This is a genomic window from Cellulomonas sp. EB106-03-03-XG116 (assembly GCF_058792015.1).
In genome coordinates, this window is the sequence record NZ_JBYTEP010000024.1 from 12,240 (window position 1) to 28,170 (window position 15,931).

Genomic DNA, 15,931 nt, shown 5'->3' on the forward strand with positions numbered 1-15,931 from the left:
GGAGCCCGCGAGCAGGCGGTCTACGGTGAGGTCGGGCACGCGTCGGGGGGCGTGGAGATGGACGCTGGGGACGACGGCGGGACGGTGCGCCGGGTGCGCGCGGGGGCGGGTCGCGGTCGCGCGGCCCCGGAGGGCAAGTTCACGGTCCCGCGACCACCACGCGGCCTGGTCGTGCGGTCGCGGTGCGACGAGGCGCTGGCCGCGACGGTGGCCGCGCACCGGCTGACGGTCGTCAGCGCGCCGGCGGGCTTCGGCAAGACGACGCTGCTCGCGCAGTGGGCCGCGCGCGCACCCGGGCGGGTCGCCTGGGTCTCGCTCGACCCGCTCGACGACGAGCCGGGCCGCCTCGTGCGCGTCCTGGGCGACGCGCTCGACCGGATCGCCCCCGGGGCCCGCCCCGACGACGACGCGGCGGGCGACCGGGTGCTGGCGAGCGTCGCCCGCCGGGTCGACGTCCTGGTCACGGCGCTGGAGGCCCTGCCGCCGGAGACGGTGGTGGTGCTCGACGACGTGCACCTGCTCTCGGCCCGCACGTCGCGCGAGGTCCTCGGGCCGGTGCTCCGCTACGGCGGTCCCCGGTTCGTGCTGGCGGGCCGGTACGACGCGGCGCTGCCGGTCAACCGGATGCGGATGGCCGGGGAGGTCGGCGAGCTGCGCGAGCGGACGCTGGCGTTCACCGAGGAGGAGGTCGCCGACGTCGTGCGCGCGGTGGGCGTCCCGGGCGACGCCGCGGCGGTCCGGGCGCTCTGGGAGATCACGCGCGGCTGGCCGGTTGCGGTGCGGCTGGCGCTCGCCGCCGACGTGCTCGGCGGCTCGGGCGAGCCGCTGGCGCACCTGCGCGACCGCGACGTGCCGATCACCGGCTACCTCGTGGAGGAGGTCGTCGGGTCGCTGCCGGACGACCTCGCGGACTTCGTGCTGCGGGCGAGCGTCGCCGACGAGGTCGACCCGGAGCTCGCCGAGGCCCTGGTGCCGGGCGGGGCCCGGCTGCTCGACGAGTGCGTCGGCCGGGGCCTGTTCCTCACGGACGTCGGCGACGGCGGCGACGGGCCGGTCTACCGGTGGCACGCGCTGGTGGCCGCGCACGCGCGGGTCGTCCTGACCCGGCGGGACCCGCTCGCGGCGCGGGTGGCCCACCGGGTGGTCGCCGCCCACCTCGGGCCCCGCGACCCGGCGGCGGCGATCCGGCACGCCCTGGACGGGCACGCGCCGGACCTCGCGGCGCGGGTGCTCGGGGAGCGGTGGCCGGATCTGGTGGTGCGCGGCGACGTCGGCCAGGTGCGGGGGCTGCGCGCGGCGCTGCCCCCGCGGTACCGCAGCGACCCGGACGTGCTGCTGGCGCTCGCGGCCGCGCACGCCTACGAGGCCGACGGGGCCGGCGACGACGACGGCGGGCCGGCGTGGGTCGGCGAGCTGGTGCGGACGTTCCTCGGCCCGGGTCGGCCGTCGCTGGAGGAGTCGGTGCGCCGCGGCCGGGCGCTGCTCGACGGCGGCGTGCCCGACGGCGGCGTGCCCGACGACGCGGTCCGGGCGCTCGCCCTGTACCTGGTCGGCCGCACCGAGCTGCAGCAGTACGGCCCGGACCCGGCCGCGCTCGGCCACCTCGCGGCCGGCGGCGCGCTCGCCGCCGAGCGGGGCTGGGTCGCGCTCGAGCTCGGCTGCCGGGCGGAGGAGGCGTTCGCGGCCTCGCTGCGCGGCGACGTCGGCGCCGCGCTGGACGGGGCGCGGGCCGTGCTCGCGGCCGCGGCGCTGCACGAGTGGCAGGGCACGAGCATCGTCGCCTCGGCCCACCTCGCGTGCGGTGTCGCGTCGTACTGGCGCGACGAGCTGTGCGCCGCCGCCGGCCACCTGCGCGCCGCGATCGAGGCCGCGGGCCGGAACCGGCGCGAGGTCGCGGTGCACGCCGCGGGCGTGCTGGCGATCGTCTGCCTGGCGCAGGGCGACGCGCCAGGGCTCGCGCGGGCCCGCGAGATCACCGACGCCCCGTGGCCGGACGGTGCCGCCCCGGAGCACCTGACGGCGTTCCGCGACTTCCTCACCGCCGTGCAGCTCGGCGCCGAGGACCGGCCGCGGGAGGCGCTGGCGGTCGTCGACGAGTCGTCGGTCGCGTTCGCGGACCCGCTCGCCCTCGGCTGGCAGAGCGACCAGCTGCTGCGCATCGGCGACATCGAGGGCGCGGAGCGCGCGCTGCGGGCGGCCGAGCGCGCCGCGGCCGGGGCTGCGGCCGTCCTCGGCGGGACGCCCGCCCAGGTGCGGGTCGCGAACCTGGCCGCCGCGGCGGCGCTGCACGCCGACGAGGACGCGGGGGCGGCGCACGTGGCGCTCGAGGCGGCGCTCGCGGCCGCGGAGCCGCACGGGCTGGTCCGCCCGCTGCGGGACCGCGCCGCGGCGCTGCACCCGCTGCTGTCGGAGCACCTGGAGTGGGGGAGCGCGCACGAGCCGCTGGTCACGCGGCTGCTCGTCGCCGAGCACGAGGCCCCGACGCCCCGGGCCTCCGCGTGGGACCTCACGCCCCGGGAGCGCGACGTGCTGGCCTGCCTGCGGTCGTCGCTGACCTCGGAGGAGATCGCCGGCTCGCTGTTCCTGTCGATCAACACGGTCAAGACCCACATGCGGGCCATCTACCGGAAGCTCGGCGTCGACGGGCGGCGGGCGGCCGTGCGCACGGCGGTGCAGCGCGGCCTGCTCTGACCCGCCGCCCGCCGCCCGCCGCGCGCCTCAGGTCGACACGGGCCGCAGCTCGCCGCCGTGCACCACGAGCGCCCAGAGCACCGTCACGCACAGCCCGATCGAGACCAGGGACCACCACGGCGTCGCCGGCAGCGCGGCGAACTGCAGCAGCAGCTCCAGGCCGACCAGGACCACCGCGGTGACCCGGGCCCAGGTGGCGGCCGTGGTCAGCAGCGAGACGCCGACCACGAACACCAGGGCCGACACCACGAGGTGCACCCAGCCCCACGTCGAGATGTCCACCGCGGCCAGCCCGTAGCTCGTCCAGGCGACGATGGTGTGCGGCGAGAACACCGCGACCAGGCCGCTGAACATCCCCCACAGGCCCACGAGGATCATCATGAGCGCGCCGAACCAGATCCAGCCGACCCAGCCCGTCTCGCGCGGCCGCACCCGGGTGCCCGGGTCGGCGTAGGCCTTCGTCATGGTCGTCCCCCTCCCGACCGGGACGTGGCCCGGTCCCCGCTCCGGCCCGGCGACCGCTCAGGCGTTCTCCTCGAACGCCTCGCGCAGCCGGGCCTCCTCGTCCTCGGACAGGTTGGTCTGGATGAGCTCGGGGTGGATGCCCTGCTCCTTGAGCGCGCCGAACACCTTGTCCGGCACCGCGCCGGACGACAGCAGGAACAGCGCCGACGTGCCCGGCGTGACCTTGCTGCGCACCGACTCGATGAAGTCGTCGTCGATGCCGACGTCCGTGAGCGACCCGGCGAGCGCGCCGGCCGCGGCGCCGATCGCCGCGCCGATCAGCGGGATGAAGAACAGCAGGCCGAAGAGCATGCCCCAGAAGGTGCCGCCCAGGGCGCCCGCGGCGGCGAGGCTGTGCGCCTGCCGGGTCTTCGGCTTCGACTTGTCCGGGTCCCAGGACACCGTGGCGGCGTCGTGCACCTGGATGAGCTCCTGCTTCGCGAGCTGCTCGAGCGCGTGCTCGGCCTGCTCCGCGCCGCCGGGGGTCTCGAACTTCCACACGCTGAGAGTGGCCACCGTCGTGCTCCTTCGTCGGGTCGTCGGTCTCGTCGGCCTGGTCGCCGGCCGGGACGTCTGCCAGCCTCACCGGCGCCCCCGGACGCGCGCATCGCCCGGGCCGGGTGACCCCGGCGGGTCGCGGCGGGTCATCCGCGGCGGACGACGCCGGGCGGCCGCCGGGGCGCGAGGCTCGTCGCGAGCACCGACGACCGGGGGGAGTCGCCATGCCCGAGGACCGTGCCGGGACGGCTCCCGGCCGCGCGGGGGACGTGCCCGGGCCGGTGCTCGCGCCGGGGGCCCCGCGCCTCGCACTCGCCGCGGTCGCCGCCGCGGGTGGCCTGGCGCTCGTCGTCGCGCGGGCCCGCGCCGGCGTCGCGCTCGAGCCGGTCGGGTGGGAGGCCGCCGCGCAGGTGGCCGGCGCCGCGACGCTGCTGCTGCGCCGGGAGGTGCTGGCGCTCGCGGGCTGCCTCGCGCTCTGCCTGGTGTCGCCCGTGCTCGCGACCCCGGTGGCCCTGTACCTCGTCGCGCGGTGGACGGGTCCGCGCGCGGCCTGGCTCGGCCTGCTCGCCTCGCTGCTCATGATCTGGCCGGTGTGGCAGGTGACCGCGTTCCGGACCGGGGTGGCGGTGCCGCTCCTGCTGCTGCTCGACGTGCTCGTGCCGTGGCTCGCCGGGCGCGGGCAGCGGTCGGCGACGGACGCGGCGGTGCTGCGGGTCGCCCAGGAGCGCGCCGCCACGGAGGCCGCCGCCCTCGCGGTCCGGCGGGCCGAGCGCACCCGGCTCGCGGGCGAGCTGCACGACGTCGTCGCGCACCGGATCAGCCTCATCGTGCTGCACGCGAACCTGCTGGACGCCGCCTCCGACGACCCGGCCGTGCACGACGCGGCGGCGGAGATCCGGGACACCGGGCGCGCGGCCCTGGACGAGATGCGTGAGGTGCTGCGGCTGCTGCGGCGCGACCCCGGCGAGGACGGGCTGGCCCGGCACGCGCTCCCCGAGGTGGACGGGCTGGTCGCCGCCGCGCGGGACGTCGGCCAGCCCGTCACCGCGGTGGTCGCCGCCGCACACCGCGACCCGCCCGACCCCGCGGAGCGCACCGCCGTCCGGGTCGTCCGCGAGGGGCTGACCAACGCCGTGCGGCACGCGCCCGGCGCCGGCACCCGGGTGCTGGTCGAGGACGCGGGGCCCGAGCTGCACGTCCAGGTGCTCACGACGGGGGCGCGGTCGGTGCCGACCGGGCTCACCACGGGCGGCACCGGCCTGGCCGGGCTGCGCGAGCGGGTGGCGCTGGTCGGCGGCCGGCTGGACGCGGGCCCGACGCCGGCGGGCGGGTTCCTGCTCGACGCCCGGCTGCCGAGGCGGGCGACGCCGGCGTGATCCGGGTGCTGGTCGTCGACGACGAGGCGCTGTTCCGGCACGGCATCGCCCGCCTCGTCGCCGCCGCGCCCGACCTCGAGGTCGTCGGCGAGGCGGCCGACGGGCGGGCCGCCGTCGAGCAGGTGCGCGCGCACCGGCCCGACGTCGTCCTGCTCGACATGCAGATGCCGGTGATGGACGGCCTGACCGCGGCCCGGGAGATCCTCCGGGCGGGCACCGGCGCCGCGGTGGTCGTCCTGACCAGCTTCCTGTCCGACCGGTACCTCGTCCCCGCGCTGCGGCTCGGCGCCGCCGGCTACCTGCTGAAGGACAGCACGGTCGACGAGCTGCACCGGGGCATCCGCGCCGCGGCGGCGGGGGAGGCGATGCTGTCGCCGGCGGTCACGCGCCGGCTGCTCGACGCCGTGGGGCCCGCGCTGTCGGGGGTGGCGCAGGACGCCCGGGACCGGGTCGCCCCGCTCAGCGCCCGGGAGCGCGACGTGCTCGCCTGCGTGGCGGAGGGCCTGTCGAACGCGGACGCGGCGCGGCGGCTGTACCTGGCGGAGCCGACCGTGAAGGCGCACCTGACGCACGCGATGACGAAGCTCGGCGTCGACAACCGGACCCAGGCGGCGATCGTGGCGCACGACGCGGGGCTGGTGCCGCCCTCCGCGGACTGACCCGGGATCCCCAGGAGCATCCGTTCGGACCGGGTCGGACGAGCCGGTCGGACGAGGTCGCGGGGGTGCCCGCGACGGGAGCGTGGTGGGTGTCGACGGGGCGGGCAGGCCGCCCCCGCACAGCCACCAGGAGCCCGCCATGTCGTCCCTCGCCCTCGTCCTCGCCGCCTCCGTCTCGGGCGCGACGCTGGTCTTCCCCGCCGCCCCCGCGGCGTCGTCCGCGGACCCTGCGGCGGCGCCGGCCGGGCCCGGGATCGCGTGCACGGCGGCCGCGCCGGCGGCGCCGCGATCCGTGCTGCGGACCACGGCGTGGACCGAGACCGTCCCCGGGTGGACCGAGACCGTCCGCGAGGCGTGGACCGAGACGGTGCCCGGCTGGACCGAGACGGTGCGCGACGCGTGGACCGAGGAGGTCCCGGCGTGGACGGAGACCGTCCGCGAGGCGTGGTCCGAGCGGGTGCTCGTCGCGCCCGCGCACACCCTCGAGGAGGTCGTCACGGAGGCCTGGGAGGAGACGGTCGTGAACGCGCCAGCATGGACCGAGACGATCGACCACCCCGCCGTCACGCGCACCGTCGAGCACCCCGCCGTCACCCGGACGGAGTGGCTCATGGAGCAGAAGAACGGGAACGGCTCGGCGTGGACCGCGGACCGGTCCACGTTCCCCGGGAACGGCTGGCGGGTCGTCGACCAGCGGGAGACCGTCGTGACGCCTGCGTGGACCGAGACCGTCGTCGACCGCGCCGCGTGGACCGAGACGGTCGAGCACCCGGCGGTGACGCACGTCGAGCAGCACCCCGCGGTCACCCGGACCGTCGAGATCCCCGACGAGTGGGGCACCGTCGAGCACCCGGCCGAGACCGTCGAGCACCCCGCGACGACCGTGCAGCACCCGGCCGAGACGGTCGAGCACCCCGCCCGGACGGTCGAGCACCCCGCCGAGACCGTCGACCACCCCGGGCTGACGGTCCTGCACCCGGCCGTGCACGACGAGGTGCCCGGCGACCCCGCCGCGGCCTCCTGCGTGGCGGCCGCCGACCCGGACGCGGTGCCCGTCGCGGCGGCGCTGCCGGCCGATCCGGTCGCGCCCGCGGCGGCCACGTCGTCGGCTGTGCTGGCGGCGACCGGATCGGACGCCGCGGGCCTCGCCGCCGGCGCGGTCGGCGCGGTCGGGCTCGGGCTGGTCGCGCTCGGCGCCGCGCACCTCGCGCGGCACGCCTCCCGCGGGCCGGGTGGCCGGCGGCGCTGAGTCCGGTGCCCCGCCCCGGGTCGCCGGGCCGGACCACGGCCGGGGCCCTGGCACGATGGCGGGCATGTCCGCCTGGCACGCCCACGACTCCCGCACCGTCTACGAGAACCCGTGGATCCGGGTCCGCGAGGACGCCGTCACCCGGCCCGACGGCGGGGAGGGGGTCTACGGCGTCGTCGAGGTCCGGAACCCGGCCGTCTTCGTCGTCCCGGTCACCGACGACGACGAGGTGGTGCTGGTCGAGGTCGAGCGGTACACCACGGGCGCGGTGTCGCTCGAGGTGCCGGCCGGCGGGTCCGACGGCGAGGACCCGCTGGTCGCGGCGGCGCGCGAGCTGCGCGAGGAGACCGGGCTCGCCGCCGACGACTGGACGCACCTCGGGCCGGTGTTCTCGCTCAACGGCGTCGCGCACGCGCCGGGGCACGTGCTGCTCGCGCGCGGGCTGCGGCCGGCCGACGAGGCGCACGCCCAGGACGAGGAGGGGATCGTCGGCCTGCGCCGGGTGCCGTGGCCCGAGCTGCTCGACCTCGTGCGCGCGGGCGCGATCACGGACAACGAGTCCCTGGGCGCGCTGCTGCACGCGGCGATCGCGCTCGGCCGGGTGTCCTGACCGCCCGGCCTACGGTGCCCGGCCCGGCCCCCGCGGGTCGTGGGTGGCGGGGCCGGAAGTCGTAGGCTGGGCGGCGGTGCGCCCCGGGGCGGCCCGCACGCCCGCGTCCCAGCCCGGCGCGCGGCAGCCCGGCGGCGGTCCCAGGGGCAGGGGGTCGAGCCCCGCGGCCCCGAGCAGCCAGGCGACGACCGAGTTCGACGTCCACATGTCCCGGTCGCCCCGCGCGCGACCGCCCCAGGTCCGCACCGGCACGCCCGGTGCCGCCGCCAGCAGCGCCGCGGCCACCCGCGGGTCCGTCGTCGCACGCCGCCGAGCGACCGCCCACGCCAGGTCCGGCACCGAGCCGCCCGCCCAGCACCGCACCTCGTAGCGGAACAGCCGGGACCTGCCGAGGACCCGCGCGCCGACGGGGCCCGTGGCGACGACGCCACGGTCGCCCGCCGGCTGCCCCCAGGCGGGGGCCACCTCGACCGCGGTCTCCGGGCCCGCCGCCGACCGGACGAGCAGCGCGGCGTGCACGAGCGCCCGGCGCGGGCGGCGGTCCCGGAGCGCGGCGACGGCCTCGTAGGCGCGACCGCTCGCGCGCACGACCCGCGGCCCGCCGGCGCCGAGCGGGATCCAGCAGAGCAGGACGCCGGGCGCGGGTTCGTCCGGGTCCGGCCAGTGGTCCCAGTCGGCGAGGGTCATGCGCACCATCCCGCCACCGCGCCCCGCCCGCCGCCACGGACCGACGTCCCGTGCCGGGGTGCCGCCGGGCGTGGACGGGGGATTCCGGTGCCGAGGCCGCGGCTGCTACGGTCGCCGCTCGGTAAGGAAAGCCTAACCAACATCTACGACAGGAGCGCGCCCGTGGCCCGCAGCAGCAACATCAACGCCGGCCGGCGCAAGCCCGAGGTCACCGAGCTGCTGACGCTGCACGTCCTGCGCACCGAGCGGGTGTCGACCGGGTTCGTCCGGGTCACGCTGGGCGGCGGCGACGCGGCGCGGTTCCGGCCGATGGGCTACGACCAGTGGTTCCGGCTGTTCATCCCCGTCGCCGACGACGCGGTGCTGTCGCGGCTGCCGAACAAGCTCGACACCCTCGCGTACCTCAAGTACCTCGCGATCGCCCGGACCGAGCGCCCCGTGCTGCGGAACTACACCGTCCGCGCGCACCGGCCCGACGGCCCCGAGGGCCCGGAGCTCGACGTCGACTTCGTGCTGCACGGCACCCCCGAGGACGGCACCTCCGGGCCCGCCGCGACCTGGGCGCAGACCTGCGCGCCCGGTGACGCCGTCGCGATCCTCGACGAGGGCATCACGTTCCCCGCGGCCACCGCGCACGACCGGGTGCTGCTCGTCGCCGACGAGACCGGGCTGCCCGCGGTCGCCGGCATCCTCGGGTCGCTCGGCACCGACGCCCGCGGAGTCGCCGTCGTCGAGGTGCCGCACGGCGACGACGTCCAGGACCTCGCCGGCCCGGCCGGCGTGCAGGTGCGCTGGGTGGTGCGCGACGACCCTCACAGCGTGGCGGGACCGGTGGCGCTCGCGGCGGTCGAGGCGCTTCCGGTGCCGGACGAGCCCGTGACCGCCTGGGTGGTGGGGGAGCAGTCGCTGGTCGCCGCGGCCCGGCGGTACTGGGTCGCGGCGGGCGTGCCGAAGCAGGACGTCACGTTCTGCGGCTACTGGCGGGCGGCGAGGGCGCGCGTGGCGGCCTGAGAGCGCTCGGTCCGCCCTCGCGGCACCGGTGAGCCCGCGGCGGCCGGCGTGGCCCGGGGGTCGTCAAGGCCCGGGAGGCGGGTGCGGCCCGGGGGCGGATGCGGCCCGGGCGGCCCGGGCGGTCTGCCGGGTGCTCGGCGGCGCGCTCAGCCCTCGGCGGTCGGGTCGACCGCCTCGACGAGCCCCGGGCCGTCGTTCGCCACGTTGCCCACGGCCCGCCCGACCTCGCGCGGCGTCAGGTGCGGCTCCGGCACGTTCACCAGCATCGCGCCGACCTCGTCGGCGGCGGTGATCGACGGGTCCAGCCAGCCGTCCCACAGGTGGCCGGGCAGCAGCACGGGGCAGCGGTCGTGGATGTGCCCGAGGCTGTCGGTCGCGGGGCGCGTGATGATCGTGACGGTCCACAGCCAGCGCGTCGGGTCGTCGTCGGCCTTGGCGTGGTCGCGCCACAGCTCGTACAGCCCGGCCGCCGCCAGCGGCTCGGCCCCGTGCAGGAAGTACGGCGTCTTGGGACCGCGCTCGTTGGCCTGCCACTCGTAGTAGCCGTCCATCGGGACCAGGGCGCGCCGCCTCGCCGCCGCCTTCCGGAACGCCGGCTTGTCGAGCACGGTCTCCGAGCGCGCGTTGATCATGCGCGACCCGATCGACACGTCCTTGGCCCATGACGGCACCAGGCCCCACCGGGCCTGCCGGAGCTGGCGCTGCGGACCGTCGTCCTCGACGCGCTCGAGCACCACCGGCACGTCCTGGGTCGGGGCGACGTTCCAGGACGGTCCCGGGTGCTCGCCGAGGATCCGGTCGATCGCGAGGTCGCGCTCGAGCTGGTCGGCGGCACGGGTCTGCGCGTAGCGGCCACACATGGGGCCCAGTGTGCCGCGCACCACCGACATCCACGACGCGGGTGGTGCCTGGCGCGGGTCGGGCTCGGGGCCGCGTGATCGGGAACGCGCCGGGGACGGTCGCTCGGATCTCAGCGGCTAGAACGGGGGTGGTGCGTCGTAGGGGTCGGCGGTGGCTTCGTGGGACTGCCCGGTGCCCGGCCGGGTGAGGTACCGGTGCCCGGTGGGGGTGATCCACTCGAACAGCCCGGGGCTGATCTGGCGCAGCCGGAACCCGCCGTCGGTCTTGAGGCGGTGGTGCCGGTGGCACAGCGGTCCGAGGTTGTCGGCGTCGGTGCCGCCCACGGGCGCGTCGGGGTCGCCACCCGGTCGGGGGTGGAACTCCGTGGTGTGGTCGAGGTCGCACGAGCGGGCCGGGACGGTGCACCCGGGTGCGGCGCAGGTCTTGTCGCGGGTGCGGACGAGGGCGGCGAGGGCGGCGGGTGGTCGGTAGCGTTCGCGTCCGACGTCCAGGACCCGGTCGGTGAGGGGGTCGGTGACGACGCGCTGCCAGACCCCGCCGATCGCCAGGGCCCGGGCTTGCACGGCGTCGATGGGCCCGTGGCCGTCGAGGTGGGCGGGTTGGTCGTCTAGCCCGAGCAGGGTGGAGGCGGGGATGGTGATGCGGACCTCGGCGCCCGGACGGCCTGAGCAGCGGGTGCAGCCGCGACGCGCGGGCGTGGGTGTGGTGCTGGGGGCGAGGGCGGTCCAGGTCGGCGTCGGTAGCGCGTCGGTTGACGAGACGGGCTGGTCCCCGTCCGGCACTGCGTCTGCGGTGGTGTCGTCGAGCGGGGTGAGCATGGCGACCGGGATCGGCTCGACCGGGCGGGTGAGCACCACACCGTCCCGGTCGGTGAAGGTCGCCCCGTTCCACGACCGTCGCGGCTCCGAAGGGACCGGCAGCCCCGGGGCCAGGTGGACCTCGAACGCCGGCCCGTCGGACTCCGGCACGTCCCCGACGACCAGGTCCCGCAGTCCGTCGGCGCGTAGCTGGTCCAGGGTCCGGTCGTCGCCGAGGGCCTTGGCGGTCTTGGCGGCATGGGTCAGGACCCCGTCGACCCGCAGCGCGTCCGCGGCGTCCAGGACCAGCCACATCGAGGCCATGCCGTCCGGCTGGGGGCGGGGGTGGGAGACCTTGCGGGTGCACCGGGCGCGTTCGCGGCGGGCGGCGGCGCCCTCGGGGTCGACCAGGCGGATCTCCCGCGCCACCCGCTGCCGCAGTTCGGCGACGGAGCACTGGTCGGCCTCGGGCAGCACCGCGTCCTCCACGGCGTGGGCGACCTGGAAGGACAGGTCCGCCAACCCCGACGTCAGGACCTGGGCCTTCGCGGGATCGAGGTGACCGACCTCCAGGGCCTCGCGGGTCGCGCCGAGCATCCCGTCGAGCACCAGCGCGCGGTGCACGGTCTTCGTCGCGGTGACCCGCGGCCAGCCCAGCCGCATCGCCAGCTCGTCGCCGGCCACGCACGCCTGCGTCGGGGGCGCACCGGCCAGCGGGGACCATTCCGGGCTCATCTCGTCCCGGGAGGCGAGCTCGGCGACCATGGCCAGCTTGCGGGCGTGCTGGTGACTCTCGACCCGGTCCTGCGCGGCGATCACCTCGACCAGCACCATCGAGGACAGCACCCGCAGGTCCAGCCCTCGCAGCCAGGCGTCGAGCTCGGGCCCGGGCGGGCACGCCGCGATCGCCTCGATCTGCCGCTGCTCGCCCGTGCGCGGTGCCCCGCCGGCGGCGACGACGGGGTCCGGGGCGAAGTCGGTCAGGCACGTCCCGTCGGGTGCGTAGACCGGCAGCACCGCGGCGGCGACCGGGTCGCCGTCGGGGTGTTCCTGCAGGTCAGGTGCCATGGAACAACGCTACCGACCACCACTGACACGCCCGCCGAACGCCCCCGTCGTAGGCTGCCCCCGTGCGAGCGACCCTCATCCACGGCCCCCACGACGTCCGCCTCGAGCAGGTCCCGGACCCCACGGTCCAGCGCCCCACCGACGCCCTCGTGCGGGTCGTCGCGTCGTGCGTGTGCGGCTCCGACCTGTGGCCCTACCGCGGCGTGCGGCCGACGAGGCAGCCGCGCCGGATCGGGCACGAGTTCGTCGGCGTGGTGGAGGAGGTCGGGTCGGACGTCCGGACGCTGCGGCCGGGGCAGTTCGTCGTCGCGCCGTTCACCGTCTCGGACGGCACCTGCGTGCACTGCCGCAACGGCGTGCACACGTCCTGCGTGCACAGCAGCGGCTGGGGCGGCGACGACGCCGAGGGCGTGTTCACCGACGCCGGGCAGGGGGAGTACGTCCGGGTCCCGCTGGCCGACGGCACCCTCGTCGCGATGCCCGACACCCCCGACGCCGACCTGCTGCCGCACGTCCTCACGCTGACCGACGTCATGGGCACCGGGCACCACGCCGCGCTGTCGGCGGGCGTCGGACCGGGCTCGACGGTGGCCGTCGTCGGCGACGGCGCGGTCGGCCTCTGCGCGGTGCTCGCGGCGAAGCGGCTCGGCGCCGAGCGCGTGATCGCCATGTCCCGGCACGCGTCCCGCCAGGCGCTGGCGCGCGAGTTCGGCGCGACCGATGTCGTGGCCGAGCGCGGCGACGAGGGCGCCGCGGCGGTGCGCGACCTCCTGGGCGGGATCGGCCCAGACCAGGTGCTGGAGTGCGTCGGCACCAAGGAGTCGATGCAGCAGGCGCTCGACACCGCGCGGCCGGGCGGGCAGGTCGGCTTCGTCGGCGTCCCCGCGGGCGGGCCCGAGCTGCCGGTGCAGCAGATGTTCGGCAGCAACGTCGGCGTCCGCGGCGGGATCGCGCCGGTGCGCGCGTACATCGAGGAGCTCGCCGCCGAGGTGTGGTCGGGCGCGATCCAGCCGGGCAAGGTGTTCGACCTGGTGCTCCCGCTCGACGAGGTCGCCGAGGCGTACGCCGCGATGGACGAGCGCCGCGCGATCAAGTCGATGCTGCTGCCCTGACGCGCGCGGGGCGGCGCCGGGGTGACCGGCCCGGGTAGGTTCGACCGCGTGAGCCAGCCCACCCCGCCGCCCACCCCCTCGTCCGCGCACGCCACCCTCGCCGACGTCGTCGGCGTGCTGGAGCGCCGCTACCCGCCGCGCACCGCCGAGTCGTGGGACCGCGTCGGCCTGGTGACGGGCGACCCGGCCCAGCCGGTCCGCCGGGTTCTGTTCGCCGTCGACCCGTTGGCCGCCGTCGTCGACGAGGCGCTGGACTGGGGCGCGGACCTGGTGGTCGTGCACCACCCGCTGCTGCTCCGCGGGATCCACTCGGTCGCCGCGACCAGCGCCAAGGGCGCGCTGCTGCACCGGCTGATCCGCGGCGGCGTCGCCCTGTACACCGCGCACACCAACGCGGACGCGGCGGCGGGCGGGGTCGCGGACGAGCTCGCCCGGCTGGTCGGGCTCGAGGACCTGCGCCCCCTGGTCCCCGCGCCCGCCGAGCCGCTGGACAAGCACGTCGTGTTCGTCCCGGCGGGCGACGCGGAGCGCCTGGTCGACGCCCTGGCCGCGGCCGGCGCCGGCGCGATCGGCGAGTACAGCCGCTGCGCCTGGACCAGCACCGGCGAGGGCACGTTCACGCCGTCCGACGCGGCCACCCCGGCGATCGGTCGTGCCGGCGAGGCCGCCCGCGTCGTCGAGGCCCGCGTCGAGATGGTCGCGCCGCGCCGGCTCCGCGCGGCGGTCGTCGCCGCGACGCGTGCCGCCCACCCCTACGAGGAGCCGGCGTTCGACGTCCTGGAGCTGGCGACCTGGGACGGCCCGACCGGCACCGGCCGCGTCGGGCACCTGGCGGAGCCGCTGAGCCTGCACGCGTTCGCCGAGCGGGTCGCCGCCGCGCTGCCCGCGACGGCGCAGGGCATCCGGTACGCCGGCCCGCCGGACGCGACCGTGCGGACGGTGGCCGTCGTCGGGGGGTCGGGCGACTCGCTGTTCGACGACGTCCGGTCCTCCGGCGCCGACGCGTACCTCACCGCCGACCTGCGGCACCACCCCGCGTCCGAGCTGCGCGAGCGTGCGGAGTTCGAGGCCCGCGGGGCGGCCGCCAGCCCGCCGTACCTGGTCGACGCCGCGCACTTCGCCTCCGAGTGGCCCTGGCTGCGGGGCGCGGAGCGCGACCTGCGCGCCGACCTGGCCGCGCGCGGCACTACGGTGGAGACCCGCGTGAGCACCCTGCGCACCGACCCGTGGACCGGCCGCGTCCCGGCGCCCTCCAGCACCACCGCACCGTCGGAAGGACACCACCCGTGACCAAGGCCTCCCCGCAGGACCAGAAGCGGCTGCTCGACCTCCAGGGGCTCGACACCAGGCTCGACCAGCTGGCCCACAAGCGCACCGCGCTCCCGCAGCACAAGCGGATCGCGGAGCTGGACGCGCAGCTGAAGGACCTGGACACCGCCATCGCCGCCTCCCGCACCGCGGTCGGCGACATCCAGCGCGAGGTCAGCAAGGCCGAGTCCGACGTGCAGCAGGTCCGGGACCGCGCCGCGCGCGACCAGACGCGGCTCGACTCCGGCCAGGGCTCCGCGAAGGACCTGCAGGCGCTGCAGAGCGAGCTCGTCTCGCTGGCCCGCCGGCAGGGCGACCTCGAGGAGGTCGAGCTCGAGGCGATGGAGCGGCTGGAGGCGCACGAGGGCACCCTCGGGGAGCTCACCACCGCGCACGCGGCGCTGCTCAACGACCGCGCGGCCGTCGTCGCCGAGCGGGACGCCGAGCTGGCGATCATCGAGAAGCAGGCCGGCGAGGTGCGGACCCAGCGCGACGCGCTGGCCGCCCCGCTGGCCGAGCCGCTGATCCAGCTCTACGAGCGGCTGCGTGGGCGGCTCGGCGGCGTGGCCGTCGCGGCGCTGCGGCACGGGCGGTCCGAGGGCAGCGGCCTCCCTGTCCCGGCCACCGAGCTCGCCAAGATCAAGGCGACGCCCGAGGACGAGATCGTCTACTGCGAGGACTCCGGCCGGATCCTGGTCCGCGGCGAGGACGCGTACTGATGGCCGCCGACGGCCCGCAGGGCAGCGCGCAGCCGCTGGAGCCGGACGCCGGGACCCCGGCGCCGCCCGCGCGCCGCGGCCGGCCGTCGGGCGCGGCGGTCCGGTTCGACGACGCCCAGCCGGTGACCGTCATCCTGGTGCGGCACGGCGAGACCGAGATGACGGTCTCGCGCGGCTACTCGGGCTCCTCCGAGCCCGGCCCGTCGCTCACGGAGCGCGGCCGGGAGCAGGCCGCCGCCGCGGGCGAGCTGGTCCGCCGGGTGGGCGACGACCTGTGGGGCGACGTCCCGTACCCGACCGAGCTGATCGCGTCGCCGATGGTCCGGACGCAGGAGACCGCGGCGATCATCGGCGCGCGCCTCGGGCTCACCCCGCGCGTGGACGCCGCGTTCCAGGAGGCCGACTTCGGCGCCTGGCAGGGGCTCACCGCCGAGGAGATCGAGCAGCGCTGGCCCGGGCAGCTCGAGCCCTGGCACACCCGCGCCGACCTGCGACCCGAGGGCGGCGAGTCGATCGCCGACGTGGGGGAGCGGATCGGCGCGGCGCTCGACGGGCTGCTCGCCGCGGGGACCGACCGCACCGTGGTCGTCGTGTCGCACGCCGTGTCGATCCGGGCCGCGCTGGGCCGGACGATGGGCGCGCAGCCCGGGTCGTGGAGCCAGCTGCGGGTGGCGCCGGCGTCGGTGAGCATCGTGCGGCTGTTCGCGGACAAGCGCGACGAGGTCGCGGTCGCCGGGGCGCCGAGCGAGGGCTGGCCGGCGCGCGGCTGACCCGCGCGACG

General features: G+C 77.5%; 15 protein-coding genes. 10 read left to right on the forward strand and 5 right to left on the reverse strand.

Features of this window, described 5'->3' with window-relative positions; all coding sequences use genetic code 11:
* Window positions 1-57 precede the first annotated feature (57 nt).
* Window positions 58-2,691, forward strand: a complete 2,634-nt coding sequence (locus AC3WUG_RS10710; RefSeq protein WP_492327640.1) for a winged helix-turn-helix domain-containing protein — start codon at window positions 58-60, stop codon at window positions 2,689-2,691.
* 27 nt (window positions 2,692-2,718) lie between these two features.
* Here the strand turns inward: AC3WUG_RS10710 and AC3WUG_RS10715 are convergent, their stop codons facing one another.
* Window positions 2,719-3,156 (reverse strand): DUF7144 family membrane protein, encoded by a 438-nt coding sequence (locus tag AC3WUG_RS10715; RefSeq protein ID WP_492327641.1) that lies wholly within the window; start codon window positions 3,154-3,156, stop codon window positions 2,719-2,721.
* 57 nt (window positions 3,157-3,213) lie between these two features.
* Entirely contained in the window at window positions 3,214-3,711 is a 498-nt protein-coding gene (locus AC3WUG_RS10720) for a DUF1269 domain-containing protein (RefSeq protein WP_492327642.1), read from the reverse strand.
* A gap of 206 nt (window positions 3,712-3,917) precedes the next feature.
* On the opposite strand from AC3WUG_RS10720, the gene AC3WUG_RS10725 reads away from it, so the two are divergent.
* The 4 genes from AC3WUG_RS10725 to AC3WUG_RS10740 all read left to right on the forward strand — a co-directional run bounded on the left by AC3WUG_RS10725 (window position 3,918) and on the right by AC3WUG_RS10740 (window position 7,587).
* The gene (locus tag AC3WUG_RS10725; RefSeq protein ID WP_492327643.1) at window positions 3,918-5,069 is read left to right on the forward strand and encodes a sensor histidine kinase; all 1,152 of its coding nucleotides are present in this window, start codon (window positions 3,918-3,920) and stop codon (window positions 5,067-5,069) included.
* Window positions 5,066-5,728: a response regulator gene (locus tag AC3WUG_RS10730; protein ID WP_492327644.1), complete on the forward strand. Its 663-nt coding sequence runs from the start codon at window positions 5,066-5,068 to the stop codon at window positions 5,726-5,728. Before AC3WUG_RS10725 ends, AC3WUG_RS10730 begins: the two co-directional genes overlap by 4 nt.
* 139 nt (window positions 5,729-5,867) lie before the next feature.
* A complete protein-coding gene (locus tag AC3WUG_RS10735) occupies window positions 5,868-6,977 on the forward strand; it encodes a hypothetical protein (RefSeq protein ID WP_492327645.1) in 1,110 nt (369 codons plus the stop codon).
* A 64-nt stretch (window positions 6,978-7,041) separates the two neighbouring features.
* Entirely contained in the window at window positions 7,042-7,587 is a 546-nt protein-coding gene (locus AC3WUG_RS10740) for an NUDIX domain-containing protein (RefSeq protein ID WP_492327646.1), read from the forward strand.
* A gap of 9 nt (window positions 7,588-7,596) precedes the next feature.
* On the opposite strand, the gene AC3WUG_RS10745 is transcribed toward AC3WUG_RS10740, so the two are convergent.
* Window positions 7,597-8,274, reverse strand: coding sequence for a hypothetical protein (locus AC3WUG_RS10745; RefSeq protein WP_492327647.1), 678 nt, complete (start codon window positions 8,272-8,274; stop codon window positions 7,597-7,599).
* A gap of 162 nt (window positions 8,275-8,436) precedes the next feature.
* On the opposite strand from AC3WUG_RS10745, the gene AC3WUG_RS10750 reads away from it, so the two are divergent.
* Entirely contained in the window at window positions 8,437-9,285 is an 849-nt protein-coding gene (locus AC3WUG_RS10750; protein ID WP_492327648.1) for a siderophore-interacting protein, read from the forward strand.
* Window positions 9,286-9,431: 146 nt separating this feature from the next.
* Here AC3WUG_RS10750 and AC3WUG_RS10755 read toward each other — a convergent pair whose 3' ends face one another.
* Complete coding sequence (locus AC3WUG_RS10755) at window positions 9,432-10,145, reverse strand: SOS response-associated peptidase (protein WP_492327649.1); 714 nt, start codon at window positions 10,143-10,145, stop codon at window positions 9,432-9,434.
* A 117-nt stretch (window positions 10,146-10,262) separates the two neighbouring features.
* Window positions 10,263-12,011 (reverse strand): HNH endonuclease signature motif containing protein, encoded by a 1,749-nt coding sequence (locus tag AC3WUG_RS10760; protein ID WP_492327650.1) that lies wholly within the window; start codon window positions 12,009-12,011, stop codon window positions 10,263-10,265.
* Window positions 12,012-12,073: 62 nt separating this feature from the next.
* On the opposite strand from AC3WUG_RS10760, the gene AC3WUG_RS10765 reads away from it, so the two are divergent.
* From AC3WUG_RS10765 to AC3WUG_RS10780, 4 genes are read left to right on the forward strand one after another with little or no spacing between them, the layout of a single operon-like run.
* Window positions 12,074-13,123 (forward strand): zinc-dependent alcohol dehydrogenase family protein, encoded by a 1,050-nt coding sequence (locus tag AC3WUG_RS10765; protein ID WP_492327651.1) that lies wholly within the window; start codon window positions 12,074-12,076, stop codon window positions 13,121-13,123.
* Between the two features lie 48 nt (window positions 13,124-13,171).
* Window positions 13,172-14,413, forward strand: coding sequence for a Nif3-like dinuclear metal center hexameric protein (locus AC3WUG_RS10770; protein WP_492327652.1), 1,242 nt, complete (start codon window positions 13,172-13,174; stop codon window positions 14,411-14,413).
* On the forward strand, window positions 14,410-15,150 hold the full coding sequence (locus AC3WUG_RS10775) for a zinc ribbon domain-containing protein (RefSeq protein ID WP_492327653.1): 741 nt from the start codon (window positions 14,410-14,412) through the stop codon (window positions 15,148-15,150). Before AC3WUG_RS10770 ends, AC3WUG_RS10775 begins: the two co-directional genes overlap by 4 nt.
* Window positions 15,150-15,920: a histidine phosphatase family protein gene (locus tag AC3WUG_RS10780; protein WP_492327654.1), complete on the forward strand. Its 771-nt coding sequence runs from the start codon at window positions 15,150-15,152 to the stop codon at window positions 15,918-15,920. The genes AC3WUG_RS10775 and AC3WUG_RS10780 overlap by 1 nt, the downstream gene beginning before the upstream one ends.
* The last annotated feature ends 11 nt before the right edge of the window (window positions 15,921-15,931 follow it).